The organism is Paenibacillus sp. PL91 (assembly GCF_012935325.2).
Classification (GTDB): Bacteria; Bacillota; Bacilli; order Paenibacillales; family Paenibacillaceae; genus Pristimantibacillus.
In genome coordinates, this window is the sequence record NZ_JABBYG020000011.1 from 202,145 (window position 1) to 217,594 (window position 15,450).

At 49.4% G+C, this 15,450-nt stretch carries 14 protein-coding genes; 3 read left to right on the forward strand and 11 right to left on the reverse strand.

What is annotated here, in order from left to right:
- The 7 genes from HI950_RS23480 to HI950_RS23510 all read right to left on the reverse strand — a co-directional run bounded on the left by HI950_RS23480 (window position 1) and on the right by HI950_RS23510 (window position 6,398).
- Window positions 1-717: an ABC transporter permease gene (locus HI950_RS23480; protein WP_169087757.1), complete on the reverse strand. Its 717-nt coding sequence runs from the start codon at window positions 715-717 to the stop codon at window positions 1-3.
- A complete protein-coding gene (locus tag HI950_RS23485; protein ID WP_169087759.1) occupies window positions 714-1,628 on the reverse strand; it encodes an ABC transporter ATP-binding protein in 915 nt (304 codons plus the stop codon). The genes HI950_RS23480 and HI950_RS23485 overlap by 4 nt, the downstream gene beginning before the upstream one ends.
- An 86-nt stretch (window positions 1,629-1,714) precedes the next feature.
- The gene (locus tag HI950_RS23490; RefSeq protein ID WP_169087761.1) at window positions 1,715-3,103 is read right to left on the reverse strand and encodes a sensor histidine kinase; all 1,389 of its coding nucleotides are present in this window, start codon (window positions 3,101-3,103) and stop codon (window positions 1,715-1,717) included.
- Window positions 3,100-3,774, reverse strand: coding sequence for a response regulator transcription factor (locus tag HI950_RS23495; RefSeq protein WP_169087763.1), 675 nt, complete (start codon window positions 3,772-3,774; stop codon window positions 3,100-3,102). Before HI950_RS23495 ends, HI950_RS23490 begins: the two co-directional genes overlap by 4 nt.
- Window positions 3,775-4,251: 477 nt before the next feature.
- The gene (locus HI950_RS23500; RefSeq protein ID WP_169087765.1) at window positions 4,252-5,493 is read right to left on the reverse strand and encodes a cation:proton antiporter; all 1,242 of its coding nucleotides are present in this window, start codon (window positions 5,491-5,493) and stop codon (window positions 4,252-4,254) included.
- A gap of 2 nt (window positions 5,494-5,495) precedes the next feature.
- The gene (locus HI950_RS23505; RefSeq protein WP_169087768.1) at window positions 5,496-5,987 is read right to left on the reverse strand and encodes a cation:proton antiporter regulatory subunit; all 492 of its coding nucleotides are present in this window, start codon (window positions 5,985-5,987) and stop codon (window positions 5,496-5,498) included.
- Window positions 5,988-6,035: 48 nt separating this feature from the next.
- On the reverse strand, window positions 6,036-6,398 hold the full coding sequence (locus HI950_RS23510) for a hypothetical protein (RefSeq protein WP_169087770.1): 363 nt from the start codon (window positions 6,396-6,398) through the stop codon (window positions 6,036-6,038).
- A 213-nt stretch (window positions 6,399-6,611) separates the two neighbouring features.
- On the opposite strand from HI950_RS23510, the gene HI950_RS23515 reads away from it, so the two are divergent.
- Window positions 6,612-7,073: a cupin domain-containing protein gene (locus HI950_RS23515; protein WP_169087772.1), complete on the forward strand. Its 462-nt coding sequence runs from the start codon at window positions 6,612-6,614 to the stop codon at window positions 7,071-7,073.
- Between the two features lie 79 nt (window positions 7,074-7,152).
- Here the strand turns inward: HI950_RS23515 and HI950_RS36805 are convergent, their stop codons facing one another.
- The gene (locus tag HI950_RS36805; protein ID WP_317618436.1) at window positions 7,153-8,313 is read right to left on the reverse strand and encodes an HD domain-containing phosphohydrolase; all 1,161 of its coding nucleotides are present in this window, start codon (window positions 8,311-8,313) and stop codon (window positions 7,153-7,155) included.
- A 238-nt stretch (window positions 8,314-8,551) separates the two neighbouring features.
- Between HI950_RS36805 and HI950_RS23525 the strand changes: the two genes are divergently transcribed.
- Window positions 8,552-9,742 (forward strand): MFS transporter, encoded by a 1,191-nt coding sequence (locus HI950_RS23525; protein WP_169087774.1) that lies wholly within the window; start codon window positions 8,552-8,554, stop codon window positions 9,740-9,742.
- Window positions 9,743-9,782: 40 nt separating this feature from the next.
- Here the strand turns inward: HI950_RS23525 and HI950_RS23530 are convergent, their stop codons facing one another.
- Entirely contained in the window at window positions 9,783-11,444 is a 1,662-nt protein-coding gene (locus tag HI950_RS23530) for a PAS domain S-box protein (protein WP_169087776.1), read from the reverse strand.
- Between the two features lie 480 nt (window positions 11,445-11,924).
- Between HI950_RS23530 and deoC the strand changes: the two genes are divergently transcribed.
- On the forward strand, window positions 11,925-12,614 hold the full coding sequence (deoC, locus tag HI950_RS23535; RefSeq protein WP_169087778.1) for a deoxyribose-phosphate aldolase: 690 nt from the start codon (window positions 11,925-11,927) through the stop codon (window positions 12,612-12,614).
- Window positions 12,615-12,735: 121 nt separating this feature from the next.
- On the opposite strand, the gene HI950_RS23540 is transcribed toward deoC, so the two are convergent.
- Complete coding sequence (locus HI950_RS23540) at window positions 12,736-13,611, reverse strand: aldose epimerase family protein (RefSeq protein WP_169087780.1); 876 nt, start codon at window positions 13,609-13,611, stop codon at window positions 12,736-12,738.
- Between the two features lie 459 nt (window positions 13,612-14,070).
- Complete coding sequence (locus HI950_RS23545) at window positions 14,071-15,228, reverse strand: peptidylprolyl isomerase (RefSeq protein ID WP_169087782.1); 1,158 nt, start codon at window positions 15,226-15,228, stop codon at window positions 14,071-14,073.
- Window positions 15,229-15,450 lie beyond the last annotated feature (222 nt).

Sequence of the window (15,450 nt, forward strand, 5' to 3'; positions counted from 1 at the left end):
TCAATCCACATCCTTTTTGTTGAAATGAAGGCTGCCTAAACTCCATATCATCACACCGAACAACAGCCCTGCGCCGACGAAAAGCTCCCGATGCGGTCCCAAATAGCCAAACATAGGCCAATTGAGTGGAAACCATTCGGATAGCTGAAAAGAGAAGACAGAGCTAATGGCGATTATGACGCCAAGCGTTATGGGTATGGCTTGATTTTTGTTCGCCATGCATAGCCACAGAAAGAGAGCTAGCGCTGGAAGCGAGGCGAAGAAAGGCAGGAAGCTAAGCCGCAAAATATCGATGACCGGCATATCGCCAAGCTCAAACCGCAAGGTTAACCCAAGCACAGCAATTCCAACTGCAAGCACAGCGCAAGAGGATATAAGCAAAATGAAGCTTACCGCAAGCTTGGAGCAGAATACAGCGCTTCTTGAAATCGGCAGGGCAAGCAGCTGCTTCCATGCGTTCGTGCTGTGCTCGACGTTGGCGAGCAGCGAAGCAACGAGCGTGATGCCGAGAAACAACGAAATGGGCACGAACATTTGGATGTTCTCGAGCAGTACTTCCCAGAGTCTTCCTGCGTATCTTTGCGTCAAATAATCATAGCGCAGCCCAAAGTTGAGCGCCTGCAAGGCGATCAAGCCAATCGGACCAATAAAGATGAGGAACCAGAGCCCTTTGCCGCGTATTTTCAAAAAGTCGGACGAAAGCGCTTTGACCATCATAGCTGCCCTCCCTCCCCGACAATTTGGAGAAAGAGATCCTCGAGCGACTTTTTCTTCTCTTCAACACGATAAATGGCGTGATCCCGTTCAACGAGGCTTTTTACGATACGCGCGATGGCCTGATCATCCGTCTGCTCAAACAGCAGAGCCGCACCGCTTTGTACGGCCGCCACTCCTTGCTGCCGCAACGCGTTAAGCGCCAGCTCAGGCTCAGAGACGACAAGCGACATGCTGCCCTGGGCCTGTTGGTGTAGATTTTTGATCGTATCCTGAAATACTAGCTCGCCCTGCCGAATGATGCCGACTGTACCAGCCGTCAGCTCTACCTCGCTTAATAAATGGCTGGATATTAGGACGGTTATGCCATGCTGCTTGGGCATTTGCTTGATGAGCTCGCGTATTTCCAAAATGCCGGATGGATCTAACCCATTCGTCGGCTCGTCAAGGATGAGCAGCTCCGGATTGCCGAGCAATGCGCTAGCGATGCCTAACCGCTGCTTCATTCCGAGCGAAAAACCCTTTACCGGTCGCCGCGCGTCCTTGGCAAGCCCTACGATATCCAGCACTTCGGCGATCTTAGCGGCAGGAACACCAAGAATGCGCCTGATCGCTTCGAGATTGTCGACGGCATTTAGATGCCCATAATAAGAGGGATATTCAACTAATGAGCCAATACGCCGCAGTATCGAAAGCCGATCCTTATTCAAGGACTGGCCAAACATATGCACAGATCCGCTCGATGGCTTGATTAACCCGAGCAGCATGCGGATGGTTGTCGTTTTACCAGCGCCGTTCGGTCCAAGAAAGCCGTAAATATCTCCTTTTGCAATTTTCAAGTTAAGATTGGAAACCGCATAACGTCCTTTGTAACGCTTGCTGAGTCCTTTCGTTTCAATAACCCATTCATTCACGCTAATCACCTCAGAACTTACATTAACGGATGAAGGTTAAACAGAGAGCACCCCAAGTTTAAATTTCGTTTAAAAAAGCTGTCCGCTCACCTCAGAAAAATATAGACGCTTGTTCCAGCTGCATGGCTGTCCATGTGCCACTCTAGGTTCATCTCATGAAGGAGATAATCGACAATGGCAAGTCCAATGCCTGCGCCCTTGCTGATTGAATCGTTTTCCAGCCCGCTGCCGTGATCATGAATAACCAGTGCGGTTCGTCCTTGCGGCTTCTCTAGCTTGATTCCAATATATTTGCCGCTTACCGCATGCCTCGTTACATTTTGAAACAAATTATCGAGCACGCGTCTGAACGCATCCTTATCCACATCCTGCAGCATTTGTTCATCAGGGAGCTCCACCTCTGCCGCAATGCCTTCCTGCTCCCATAATGGGAACCAGGACGCCGCGCTCTCTCGGACGATGCGCAGCAAATCCTGCCGCTCCAGCTGGAGAGGGTAGCGCCCACTGGTCATAAGCGTGTAAGAAAGCAGGTTCTCGATAAGGCTGCTTATGCTGGCGATCTTCTGCTCCATTTGCTTGATTGAAGCATGTCCGGTCGTGCTTATCGATTCCTTTTGCAAGGAGTAGAGATGGCTGCTCATAACTGTTAAAGGCGTACGCAAGTCATGAGACAGGCTGGCGATAAGACGTTTGCGCAGCTCCTCCTCCGCACGCTCCCTTTCCGCGCTTTCCCGCAGCTGCTCGACCATATGATTGAAGGCAGCCTCAAGCTGTCCGATTTCATCGGGTTTGTTCAAGGCGATCGGCTGTGGAAGCCCGTTATCGCCATGCAGCGCCATCGCTGCTTGCAGGCCGAGCAGCCGCTTGCGGATATGCCGGAAGAAGAGCAGAGATATGAGGAAGAACAAGGCGAGCATGATAAATAGAAACGCGATATAAAAGGGCGTTCCCGTACCAATAGGCCTATCCAGCTGAATGATTGAGCGCGGCAGCTGCATCACCATGAAGGCAGGCTCTTCGTGTTCAGAGCCGAGAAACGATACGACGGTAAAGGGATCGCTGTCGATGCTCTTCTTCATAAACTGAATCGCATCAGCTGGCATCCACCGGCGCGGAAGCTGCTCTTGCTGCGGCAGCTGAAGCCTTGTCGAGCCAGAAGAATCGACCCAGAAGAAGGAGGCTTCAGCGTATTTTTGCTTCAGCTCATGCAGCCTGCTGTCGATTGCAGCAGCATCGCCCTCGCGCAGCAGCGACGCTTGCGTATGCCACATTGCGATAAGGTCGTTGCCACTTCCGTATTTTAAATAATCCGCATCAGAGGTGTGCGTATTTTCTTGAATAACGACATAAAGAAGGGAGGACAGCGGGAATACAATCGGGATAAATAAAAAGGCGAATAAAATAATAAACATATAGCGGGACAACAAGGTTTGGCGGAATTTCATGCCGCTGGAGCGCTGACTTGGCTTTTTCATGCCCGTACCCGATAGCCAATGCCGCGCACTGTTTCAATGATTTCGGGGGATGCTGGATCACGCTCGATTTTTTCCCGCAAATACCGAATATGAACCATTAACGTTTTGTCCCCCTCGATGAACGATTCTCCCCACACGGCCTCGTAAATTTGCTCCTTCGTCATAATTTGACCCAAATGGCGCAGCAGGTAGCTGAAAATATGAAACTGCTTGCCCGTAAGCGTGATTTCTTCCCCAGTATCGCGGTTTTCGACGCGATTTTGCTGCTCATGCACAAGCAGATGCTTAATAGCGAGCGGCTCCGAGAGACGTGCGCCAGAGCGGCGGAGCAGCACCTCGATGCGAGCCGTCAGCTCGTCGGGATGAAAGGGCTTGGTCAAGTAGTCATCCGCGAATTGCAGACCTTGCAGCTTATCATCGATGGAGGTGCGTGCCGACAGCATGAGGATCGGGATATCTGGTGCAGCCTTCTTCAGCCTTTGCCCGATCGTAAACCCATCAAGCCCCGGAAGCATGACGTCGAGAATGGCAAGCTTGCAGCCCATTGCAGCCTCGGATGCGCCATCACCATTTCTCAGCCATTTGACCTCATACCCTTGCTCCTGCAAATGTTGGTAAACGAAGCTGCCGATTTCCTGATCATCTTCAATATATAAAAGCGAATTACTCATCCTTTTAGTCCGTCCCTTTCATATTTCCAATTATTTTCCTGTTCATTCCTGTTATAGTTTCGATTATAAGACAGAGCTTCGCGGATAGCTATGCCGGGGAGCTTGCCGGTGCGAATAAGCATAGTAAGGCATAGTGGAAAGCAGCATGCGAATCATGGTTGTTCCCATGCATTGTTGGCAAGCTTTCCGGCAAAGTTGGGGGAGACTAATGGGGCACGCAGCAACATGGTTTGGGTACGTTGCAGAAAGTGCAATAGAAACCTGACATAGCTGTCTACTTAAGGAGCTACGTTGCACATTTGCAACCAGAATCGCTCCAAAGGCAGAAAATAGGCTAGTCAGGGTCGATTCTGTTGTAGTAACTGCAACGCAGCGGATAGGATTCGGCTGGGAAGAAGCCGCACCACCAACCAACCGTTGCGCTATAGCCACTAAATAAGGAAGAGGCCTGGATTTAGCATCCAGGCCCCCTTTATATCAACTATTGTCTGCCGGTTCCTTCGCCGGCACAGGCTCTCGGGGCTTTTTCGGTTTTTCCCATCGGAAAATCGAATTTAGCCCTTTGAATACCAGCTTCGACTCCTTCGTTAGAAGAGGTCCTAATATCGCTAGGATGAGCACATACAAGGCAGCGAACGGCTGCAGAAGCTCGAGCAAGCCGCCGGCCTTGCCTAAGTTCGCCATAATGATGGAGAACTCGCCGCGCGATACGATTGTCAGGCCGATGTTTGCGGATGCCTTAGGCGACAAGCCAGCACTTTTTCCCGCCAGCATGCCTGCGACGAAGTTGCCAAACAGCGTAACGGCAACGGCTCCAAGCGACAGCCATACCGCGCCGCCAAGCGCGAACGGGTCGATCGTCAGACCGAAGCTGAAGAAGAATAGCGCTCCGAAGAAATCGCGGAAGGGCAGGATAAGATGCTCGATCCGCTTCATATGGACCGTCTCCGCCAGCACCAAGCCAACGAGCAGCGCGCCGATTGCCTCTGCCACGTGAATCGTTTCGGAGAAGCCTGCTACGAGGAACAGGAAGCCGAATACGAGCAGCAGAAACAGCTCATTCGAGCGAATGTTGAAAATTTTGTTCAGGAGAGGCGCTGCCTTCCTGCCAATAATAAGGAAGAGCAGCATAAAGCCTAATGCGTACGATGCGGACAGCAGCACGCCGCCTAAGGATGACGAGTCGCTTAGCACAAGTCCCGAGAGAACCGAGATGTATACCGCTAGGAAAATATCTTCGAACATAATGATTCCAAGAATCATCTCCGTCTCCGGGTTTGCGGTCCGTTTCAAATCGACGAGTACCTTCGCGACAATCGCGCTCGAAGATATGGTTGTAATACCGGCAATGACCATCGTCTCCTCAACAGGGAAGTCGTTGAGGAAGCCGAACAGCAAGCCAAGTGAAAAGTTGATTAGAATATAGATGGTTCCGCCTATCGCTATAGAGCGACCCGATTTCATTAATCGACCCACAGAAAACTCCAGACCTAAATAGAACAGCAGGAACAGCACGCCGAGCCGCCCCATGAATTCGATTAGTTCTGCACTATGAATAAACCTAAAGTCCAGTATGCCAACGTGAGGCGCATGAGGACCTACGGCCATGCCGATTAAAATATAAAACGGGATGACGGAAAACCGAATTTTTGCAGCTAACAGCCCGACTAAGGCGATGAGTATAACAGCAAGACCGATCTCCAGCACCATGTGATCCATAATTAACGGCTCCCGTTTTGCAGCATTAGCTTAAGAAGCTTCAAATGCTGGCGTTCACCTGCGACGATGAGGGTCGTATCTGCCTTAAAAATATAGTCGGGGCCGGGATTTATATGCTTTGCTTCCTTCTCGACAGCTGCGATGATCGTTGCTCCGGTCGTTTGACGGATATCGGCTTGGCCGATCGTCATGCCGATGCATGCGGCGTTTGGTTCAATTTTGTACCATTCAATCGTCAGATCGTCAAGCGCCACCTCGATGGTCTCGAGCGCCTTCGGCTTGTAGGTCATGCCGCCAATGATGGCAGCGACTTGCCTTGCTTCTTCATCTTCAAGGGAAACCATGGAAATGCTATCATCTGGATCCTCATAATCAAAGTGGTACATCTCGCGGCGTCCGTCATCATGAATGATGATTACAAACTTATCGCCGCTTCTCGTCATAACTTGGTATTTGCGCCCAATGCCGGGCAGATCGGATTCTCTGATATTCATTGTGCGTGCCTCCTCATTTGTGGTTAGTATACGAACCAAATGAGAGGATTAACCAACGAAATGGGATGTGAATTTAATCGGAGTCATAAGCAAATCACGCAATCGCTGCGGAACAGTCGTGCGAAGTGCGGATAGGTTGGCGGATAGCCAGTGCAAATGCAGGAATGCATGCATATAGGCAGCCAGGAGTACGTTCTCGGGAAAAAAAACCTTTGTTGTGGTGTTCTGCTTCCCTACGTTAGATATCGAGTATTTCGCTGACGCCGTCATTCGACTTGCGCCAGCTGTCAGCTCGAACGTATTGCCTGCTTGGTAGGCGAACAGCGCTGCCAGGAGCAGCGGAACAATAATAAGCAAATTCATCAAATGCTTGCGGCTGATGCGACCAAAATCATATACGTTATTGTTCATCTGTCCACCTCCAACAAGTTAGTTAATATAAGTATAACTTATAAATTAAAAATAACAAAGCCGATTCCATATATTAGTTAGGCAAAAAAATGAACATTAACCTTCTATCCCCACCTGTTTAATGAATTGACGATATAAGTTGCTGCGTTATAGAATGAGGGAACGAATCGAATAACAAGATGTACGCAAAAGAGAGAAAGAAGGTTGAGATGGATGGGAGTATCAGTAAAACAACTGTCGCCGCTGGTGGAGTCGCTTGGACTTAAGCAGCATGTGGAAGGCGGATGGTACAAGGAAATTTGGAAGGCTGGATTTGAAATACCGCAGGAGGTGCTCGGTGCTCCTTATTCAGGACCTCGCTTTGCGGCATCATCTATATATTTCCTGCTGCATCCCGACGAGTTTTCGGATTGGCACACCGTTTATTCGGACGAGCTGTGGATGTGGCATGCCGGCAGCCCTTTGATGCTGACGCTTGGCGGAACGAAAGAGTCGCCGGAGACACGGAAAGAAATTATTGTTGGGCCGGATGTGCTGGCGGGCCATCATCCGCAGGCGCTCGTGCCGGCGAATGAATGGCAAATGTCGCGTCCGCTTGGCGACGAGCCGGTGCTCGTTTCCTGCGTCGTGGCGCCAGGCTTCCATTATGATGACTTTAAGCTTATTAAACGGTAATCAGCACTCCTTTTTCATAAGAACGCAGAAAGAGCCATCCGAGAAGGAATATCTCCTTGCCGGATGGCTCTTCTTGCATTCAAGAGGCTTCTTCGTCCGTTCTTTCCTTCCCGCGAAGCGATTCAATGAAGAGCTGCGCGAGCTTAGGATCCCATTGGGTGCCCTTGCCTTCCTCTATAATCGAGATGGCGCGCTCATAGGTCATGCCTCTCCGGTACGGCCTGTCCGAGGTCATCGCGTCGAAGGCATCCGCAATGGCGATCGCGCGGCCAAACAGCGGGATGTCGGTGCCAGCCAGCCCATCGGGATAACCCTTGCCGTCGTAACGCTCATGATGCGAGCGAACGCCTGGCAGCAGGTCGGCCATCGCATCAGCCGGCTCGATCTGCTTCAAAATATCGCGCTCTTTCAGCCCATTTACCATATGATTGAAGCCCGCAACAAGCTTGGAAAACTCATCGGAGTAGATGTCTGCCGCGCTCGAATCGAAATTGCCGGCTTGCACGCTGCTCATGCCTTCTTGAATCGTATGGATGGGATCTTCAATGTTGCGCGATAGGAGTGACGCCCCAAGCAGGGAGTAGAGCACTCCGATGATCAGAATAATACCAGCCCACTGCCAATAAGCGGATGAACCTTCCCCTTGGATGCGGTCAAGCCGGATTTGCGAGGCAAGGCCGAACAGCAATAAAGGAAGCGTTCCGATAAGAAAGGCGCTAAGGCGAAACTTCGTGCGGATGGATACGAGAACTCGGCCGCCTAGCGTAATATCCTGTTTATATAATTGCTTATGCTTATCTCGAATATAGGCAACGACGGGCCGAATCGCTTTGGACGTTAAAAAGAATTCAATCATCGCATGCATGCTGGCGATCATGAAAGCTACTGCGGAAGCAATTCCGATGTATGAGTAGGGGAGCTTTAAATAGCCTGACTTTATGAACACAAATGCCATAATGACGGCTGGCACCAGCAAGCCGAGGAAATGCGGGCCGAAGGTACGCCTAACGGAAAGGGTCGGAAATTGATGCGTTTGAAGATAAGCGGTTTTGAGCTGCTCGGACGTCGGCTGCCCATTTTTGAAGATGGCCTGAATGGGCCGGAGATGGCGATAGAAGACCAAAAGCTCGCAAGCGATCATAATGGGAAGCGAAATCAGCATAATAGCGCCTAACAGTATACGTTCCTTGGACGGAATCGTAAGGGTCGAAAAGAGGACGATGCCGCCTACTCCAAGCACAGCGACACTAGCCGAAGATATAATTACGAAGGAGCTGTGAGAGGAAAGAGGTATAGACGCGGCCTCCGCCTTGTTCGCGCTCGCTTTGTAAATGCATAAAATGTAACCTCTTTTCCCGAAATGTCAATTAGACTAGTACACTGTACCTATAGTATAAATCGGCATTTTAAAAATGTATATTAGATATAATGAATAAAAGCTGCGCGTAAATACAGGGAACATGAGAGGAAAACAAAAGGTGAAGGAAACGCTATGGACCAAACCATTTATATTGCTGATTTTGTCTAATTTATTTTTATTTTTATCGCTAGAGATGCTGCTGCCGACGCTTCCGATGTTTGCGGCGAATAAGGGCGGAACCGATGCACAGATCGGACTTATTATCGGCTTATTCACGTTCTCAGCGGTATTGCTGCGGCCTTTTGTCGGAATGGCATCTGATAGATTCGGCAAAAAGCTGCTTCTGCTTGTCGGTGTAGCGATCTGCTTAATCGGGACAGCCAGCTACTACGCCGCAGTGACCATAACGATGATGCTAATGCTACGAATCGTGCATGGGGTTGGCTTCGGCATTTCGACGACCCTATACGGCACAGTCGCCTCCGATATTATTCCTGCCTCTCGCAGAGGCGAGGGGATGGGCTTCTTCGGCACGGGCAATGCGGTAGCGATCTCGCTTGGGCCTTTTCTTGGGATTTGGCTGATGGAGAAGTTTGGGTTCTCCGTCTTGTTCATTGTCGGCGCGTGCATTTTGCTGGTCGCAGTCGTCTGTACCGCCTTCGTAAAGGAGGATTCGAGAGAGGAACGGGCACAAGCGCAGGTAGCATCAGCCGCTAATACAAGCTTCATGCTTCGGTTCGTAGAGCCGAAGGCGCTGATGCCGTCCTTGCTCGGGACGCTTGTTGGCTTATCCCTTGGGGGAATTATTAGCTTTATTACGTTGTTCGGCAAAGAAGCGGGCGTGGAAAATATCGGCTTCTTCTTCCTTGTGCTTGCGATTAGCGAATTTCTGATTCGGTTTGTGAGCGGAAAAATATTTGATACGAAAGGACGGTTCTGGGTGCTATTCCCAGCGGCTGTTTTTTGCATAGTGGGATGTATCATTCTGTTTTTTACAAAATCAACGGGGTTGCTGCTGCTTGCAGCGGTATTTTACGGAGCGGGCTTTGGGGCGATTTTCCCTGGCTTGCAGGCTTGGGTAATCGATAGAGTGGAGCCGAAGCGCAGAGGCGTGGCGACAGCTACGTTCTATAATGCCTTCGATATTGGAATCGGCAGCGGTGCGATGCTGCTCGGTTTGGTCGCAACATGGTCGAACTATGCAACGATGTATCTGGTGTCCAGTGTGTTCTTCCTTATTTACTTGGCCGTGTACTTCTTGTACGAGAGGCGGTTGAAGCGGGAGCAAAGGATAACAGAAGAGGTGTGATCGTAGCTCTGCAAAAGCAGAGGCTACGATCGCCGTTTATTTATTGAGAAACGTAACGATCTTTCCCTTCGCGCTTCGCCTGATAGAGCGCTTTGTCCGCATGGGTGAACAGCTCGTCCTGCGTAAAGGAGCAATCGGGATTCCAGGTTGCAGAGCCGATGCTGATCGTCACATAAGGCTTGCCGGCTTCCTCGGCATGGGGGATTTGCAGCTGCCGAACCGCTTCGAGCAGCCGCTTCGCGATTGTAGCGGCACGCTCCTTGCTCGTTTGCGGCAAAATAATGCCAAATTCCTCGCCTCCGTAACGGGCGACAATATCCAGCGGGCGCTTCAAGGCGCTGCGCATGGCGGCGGCGATCTGTCTGAGGCAGTCGTCGCCTTTTTGATGCCCGAACGTATCATTATAGGTTTTAAAATTGTCGATATCACCCAGCATCAGCGTAACGGGCATATGGTGGCGCTGCGCATCTTCCCACTCGTTATTCCACGATTCATCGAATGTTCGCCTGTTGGCTATATTCGTCAGCTCATCGATGTGAGAAAGAGCATGCAAAATTTGATACTGCTCCAGCATCTTCAGTTCAATCTCTTTGCGAGGGGTAATATCTCTGGATACGGAAACGAGCGTTTGCGTGCGGTCGCCATCGTGAAAGACGAGGCGGGAGGTGGATTCAAACCACCGGTAGGTGCCATCCTTGCGTCTCATTCGGTAAGTAATGGCACTGGAATCAAAATTTTTGTAAATAAGCTCTTGGTTGTCGAGCATACGCTGCTGGTCGTCAGGATGGTACAGATGAAAGGGAGATTGCCCAACCAGCTCATCGTCCCGATAGCCGAGCAGCGTGTAACAAGCAGGAGAGACGTAAGTGAATAAGCCGTTCCGGTTATGCTTGGAAATCATATCGCTTGAGTTCTCGGCAAGCAGGCGGAAGCTCTTCTCGCTTTCCTGCAGCTGATCGGCTATCCGCTTGCGCTCTGTAATTTGGCGAAAATGAACGGAGAGGCCGAATTCGTAAGGGTATACATTCGCTTCAAACCATTGGTTCAGCTTCGGAACAAACTGCTCGTACAGCCGCTGCTGCTTGTTTTCCATCGAAAGCTTATACTCGTGCTGGCTGATTGAACCGACTAACCACGGGAACACCTCCCAGATGTTTTGGCCGATCAGCTCTTGCTCGCTTCGTCCAAACAACTTCTGTGCGGCTTCATTCGTATAAATAAACCTGTACTGATCATCAAGCGAGAAGAAGGCATCCAAGATGCTCTCCAAAATGTTGGAGATGCGCAGCGTTAGCTGCTCTACTTCTGATATCGCTTTCTTTTTTTCAGATATATCCATCATCTGCGATATAAAGTGGCGAGGATTGCCCTGCTGATCATATACAAGCGATACGGATAGCAGCACAGGCACAATTTCGCCGGATTTTTTGAAATATCTCTTTTGCATTTGATACGTATCTATTTCGCCGTCCAAAAGCTGCTTCACATAGCTGTTATCTTGCTCCAAATCATCTGGATGGGTAATATGAGAATAGTTTACGGTGCAAAGCTCATTTTCCTCGTAGCCAAGCATCGTTTGAGCGGAAGGGTTAATCACCATAATGCTGCCGTCTAAATCAACTAAAGCCATACCGATTGGGGCGTAATGGAATGCGCTGCGGAATAAATCGGCTTCGCGATTCGGTTTTGAGATCAAGGTCAAGCTTCGCACCTCTTCTGCTTTCCATACTGGATAAGAATGTTAGTATATAGTAAAGAATAGAACACAATAATTCGTTTGTCCACAGCACTTAAGCATTAATATTTAAGCCTTTTCGCAAAAAAAAGCCGCCCATAAGCCCGCTGTTTCTAGCCTTTCCAACAAATCATGGAATTAGAAGCATAATGTGCCTTCTGATGTCTTTAGGCATGACTGCGGAAGCAGCCAGCGGCCTGCTGTGATGGGGCGGTTGCCAAAGCAATGAAAGCGTCCTCACAGCAATCATATCGTAGCGTTTGCTAAAAAGTAAACAAATGTAATATTTACCAGTTTATTATTGTTGTTTTTTTGAAAGCCACGTATAATAAAACATAACATGCGTATCTCGTTCTTCTATTTGGAAAGGATAAGCTAGTAACGTTGCGCGTTGGCGGCTCCTTGCCAGAACTTAGATTAGTATGAGACGAATCGGAGGAATATATCATGAGTAATAGCACTAATTACACGCCTGCTGAAGTAGCGGCGATGATCGACCATACAATGCTCAAGGCGGATGCGACGAAGGAAGAAATTTTGCAACTATGTCGCGAGGCTAAGCAATATCAATTTGCAACGGTGTGCGTAAACGCGGGCTGGGTAGCGGCAGCTGCTGAAGAGCTGAAGGGCTCGGGCGTCGGCATTACTACGGTTGTAGGTTTTCCGCTTGGGGCAACCACGACGGCCTCCAAGGCTGCTGAAGCAAAGTTTGCAATTGAAGATGGAGCGACCGAGGTAGACATGGTTCTGAACATCGGGCTGCTGAAATCAGGCGATCTTGAAGGTGTGCAGCGTGACGTGGAAGGCGTAGCTGCTGCCGTTAAAGGACAAGCATTGCTTAAAGTCATTCTTGAGACTGGGCTTCTGACAGATGAAGAGAAGGTTACGGCATGTCATATATGCAAACAAGCGGGAGCTGACTTTGTGAAGACGTCGACAGGCTTCGGCAAGGGCGGGGCTACGGTAGAGGATATCGCGCTTATGCGCCGCACCGTTGGTCCAGACCTCGGCGTGAAGGCATCGGGCGGCGTACGCGACCGTGAAACCGCGCTGCAAATGTTCACGGCTGGCGCAACACGCATTGGCGCAAGCTCCGGCATCGCCATCGTCACAGGCGGCAAGGGAGAAGGCTATTAATATTTAGCAACAGACTAAGCTTTAGAAGCTGGCGAAAAAAAGAAATAAAGGAAACCTTGCTCGCCGTGAGACCATTCTCATGGAGAGCAAGGTTTTCTGTTTTTTTGGAAGAGGAAAGGGTTTAACGCTCGCAGCTTATCGTAAGGTTAGCATGCAGCTCTTCGCCCGCATTCAGCATCACAAGCTCCTCTTGGCGATTCAGCTCCCCGTTCATAGCCATCCACGGCTCAACGCATACGAATGGACGGTCCTTCACCGACCACAGCACCATATATTTGAAGATGTCATCGTAAGTCAGGCGAACACGTGCGCCCTGCAGGGCACGGAAGGAAATTTCACTCTTCTTAGGATCAAGCAAAGTTACGGACTCTACAAGCCCTTCCAAATCAACAACGCCTTCGAATGGCTTCTCGATATTATCGTTGTAGTCGAGGTAACGGGTCGCATCGATGTTGTCGTAGGCGATCTTCTTATCCGAATCAATGGCAAAGTAAGGGTGGAACCCTGCATAGAATGGCATAGCAGCTGCTTTGCTCAAATTGCGGTATTGCTGACGCGTATGTAGTTCGCCGTCCTTTAGTACATAAGTGAACAGCAGCTCGAAGTCAAAAGGGTAGGAGCGAAGCGTCTCTTCGCTGCTTTGCAGACGAATCGTAATCGACGCCTCATCTTCGGCTTTGGTGCTGACAACCTCCCAAACCGCCGTGCGGGCTACCCCATGGTTAGCCATTTTGTACGATTGCCCGTTCCATTCATAAGCTTGTCCTTCAAGCTGGCCGCAGATCGGGAACAAGATGGGGTTGCCGCCGCGAATATTCGCGGTTGGATTCTCGAACGTCGACTTGTCCAGATAAAAGAGTTCTATTCCGTGCAGCTGGCAGCCAATCACGATACCGCCTCGCTCCGGACACACAAGCACGCGCGAATCGGTGTTTTTCTCGGTCAATTCATATAACGTAAACGTATCCTTGTAGCTGCGTACTTCGTAGTTGCTCAATTCAATTCCCTCCAATTAATAGATGAATGAAATATTGTTCCCATCATATCATATTCGCTATTCACGATCTCGTGCAATCTCGCACAGGTTGCGCTTCATTCCAGCCTATCGTGTCATATTTCCTTCCCCGTCATCAGTCGGCTCATCATCCGCAAATACGACGCTGGTTTCAAAATGGTCGAATCTAGTAAATCAATCATCTATTCCTCATTTAAGAGAATCGCATACAATAGATTAACTTCAGAAAGCAGCAGGCTATATCGATCGAGCAGAGCAGGCAGTCATGTGACGACAGCAACAAATGACATCCTTCTGCTTTTACTGAAGCCAAAGCCATCCCTAGCTCCTCCCTCCGGGCGAAGGGTGGCTTTTAATTTAACATTTGCGGCAAATAAAAGGGACAGTGTCCCGCAGGTCATAAAGCTCCTGCGAGGCACTGCCCCTTTGTTCTATTTCGCCTTATTCAGCTTTTGGAGCCTCAGTCGCTGCAGGGTCGGTAGTCGCTTCCGGAGTCAGCGTGTTTGTGATTTTCGCTTTTGTGCGAATTTCACTCATCCAAGCCTCGGAAAGCTCATTAACTTCTGTAGCAACAAGCTGCTTCTTGATTTCTTCCTTCTTCTCTTCGAAGGTTGGTACAACAGCGGCTTTTTCAGCTGTTTTCTTAATAATATGGAAGCCATGCTCGGATTGAACAACTCCGCTTATTTCATTAACCTTTAGTGCGAAAGCAGCCTCTTCGAACTCAGGCACCATAGCGCCTCTGCCAAAGAAGCCAAGGTCGCCGCCTTTATCCTTTGAGCCGTCGATTGATTTCTCCTTCGCAATAGCTGCGAAGTCTCCGCCTTGCTTAAGCTCAGCAAGAATCGCGTCTGCTTCTTCTTTAGTAGCTACCAAAATATGCGATGCTTGAATCTGCTCAGGCGTGCCGAGTTGTTCTTTGTTCGCATCATAGAATTGCTGCATCTCTTCGGCTGTAACGTCCGTTTTTGGTTCCAAAATTTTGCGGATCGTCAGATTGATTTTTGTATCCTTCTTCAAGCTGTCGAGCGTCATGTTGTATTGGGCAAGCGCGGAGTTGAATTCCTCATCCGTACCAAAGCTCTTCTTAATAAGCGCGATTTCGGCGTCAATGTCAGCATCCGTAACCGTAATGCTTGCCGCTTTGGCTTCTTGCTGAATAAGCTCTTGCGTAACGAGGTTCTCAAGGGTAGCAGGTCCGCCTGCTTTAACTAACTCATCGTAAAGCTCGTCTTTACTTATGTTTTCACCGTTGACGGTTGCCACGGTTTCATTTTTCGTTCCAAATGGCGGCTTAATCAATACGACGATGAGCAAAATGGCCAGCACAGCAGAGACGATCATCCATGCTTTTCCGCCTCCGCCTTTTGGCGCTTGATGAGCGCTCGCGCTCTCTGCTCCTAAGGATGCCGTGCGAATATCGTCGTTTGATGCCTCTGGCAGCTCTCCGTCGGAATCTTTAAGAAGCTCCTCTTCGATAGCCGCATCTTGCGTTGAAAGCTTGTCCTGCTGATTTGTTTCGTCGAAAGTATAACGTTCTTCTTTCGCGTCCAATTCTTTTTCTGGCTCTTTGTTGGACTGCGAGTCTTTGTTAGTCATTAAATAAACTCCCTTCATATTTGCCTGTCTTTCAATACTATAACAAAACATGCATGAAAAAACCTTAATCTAACATAAAAATATAGCTTGCTGAAATTTGTCGATACCTATCACAAGTATAAAAAATGATCGCTGCATTCTTTTTAAGCTAACGAATGGCTGGAAATAGAAATTCTCACATTTCAGCATAAACTTCACTGTTTAAAGGAAGCAGGAGGGATG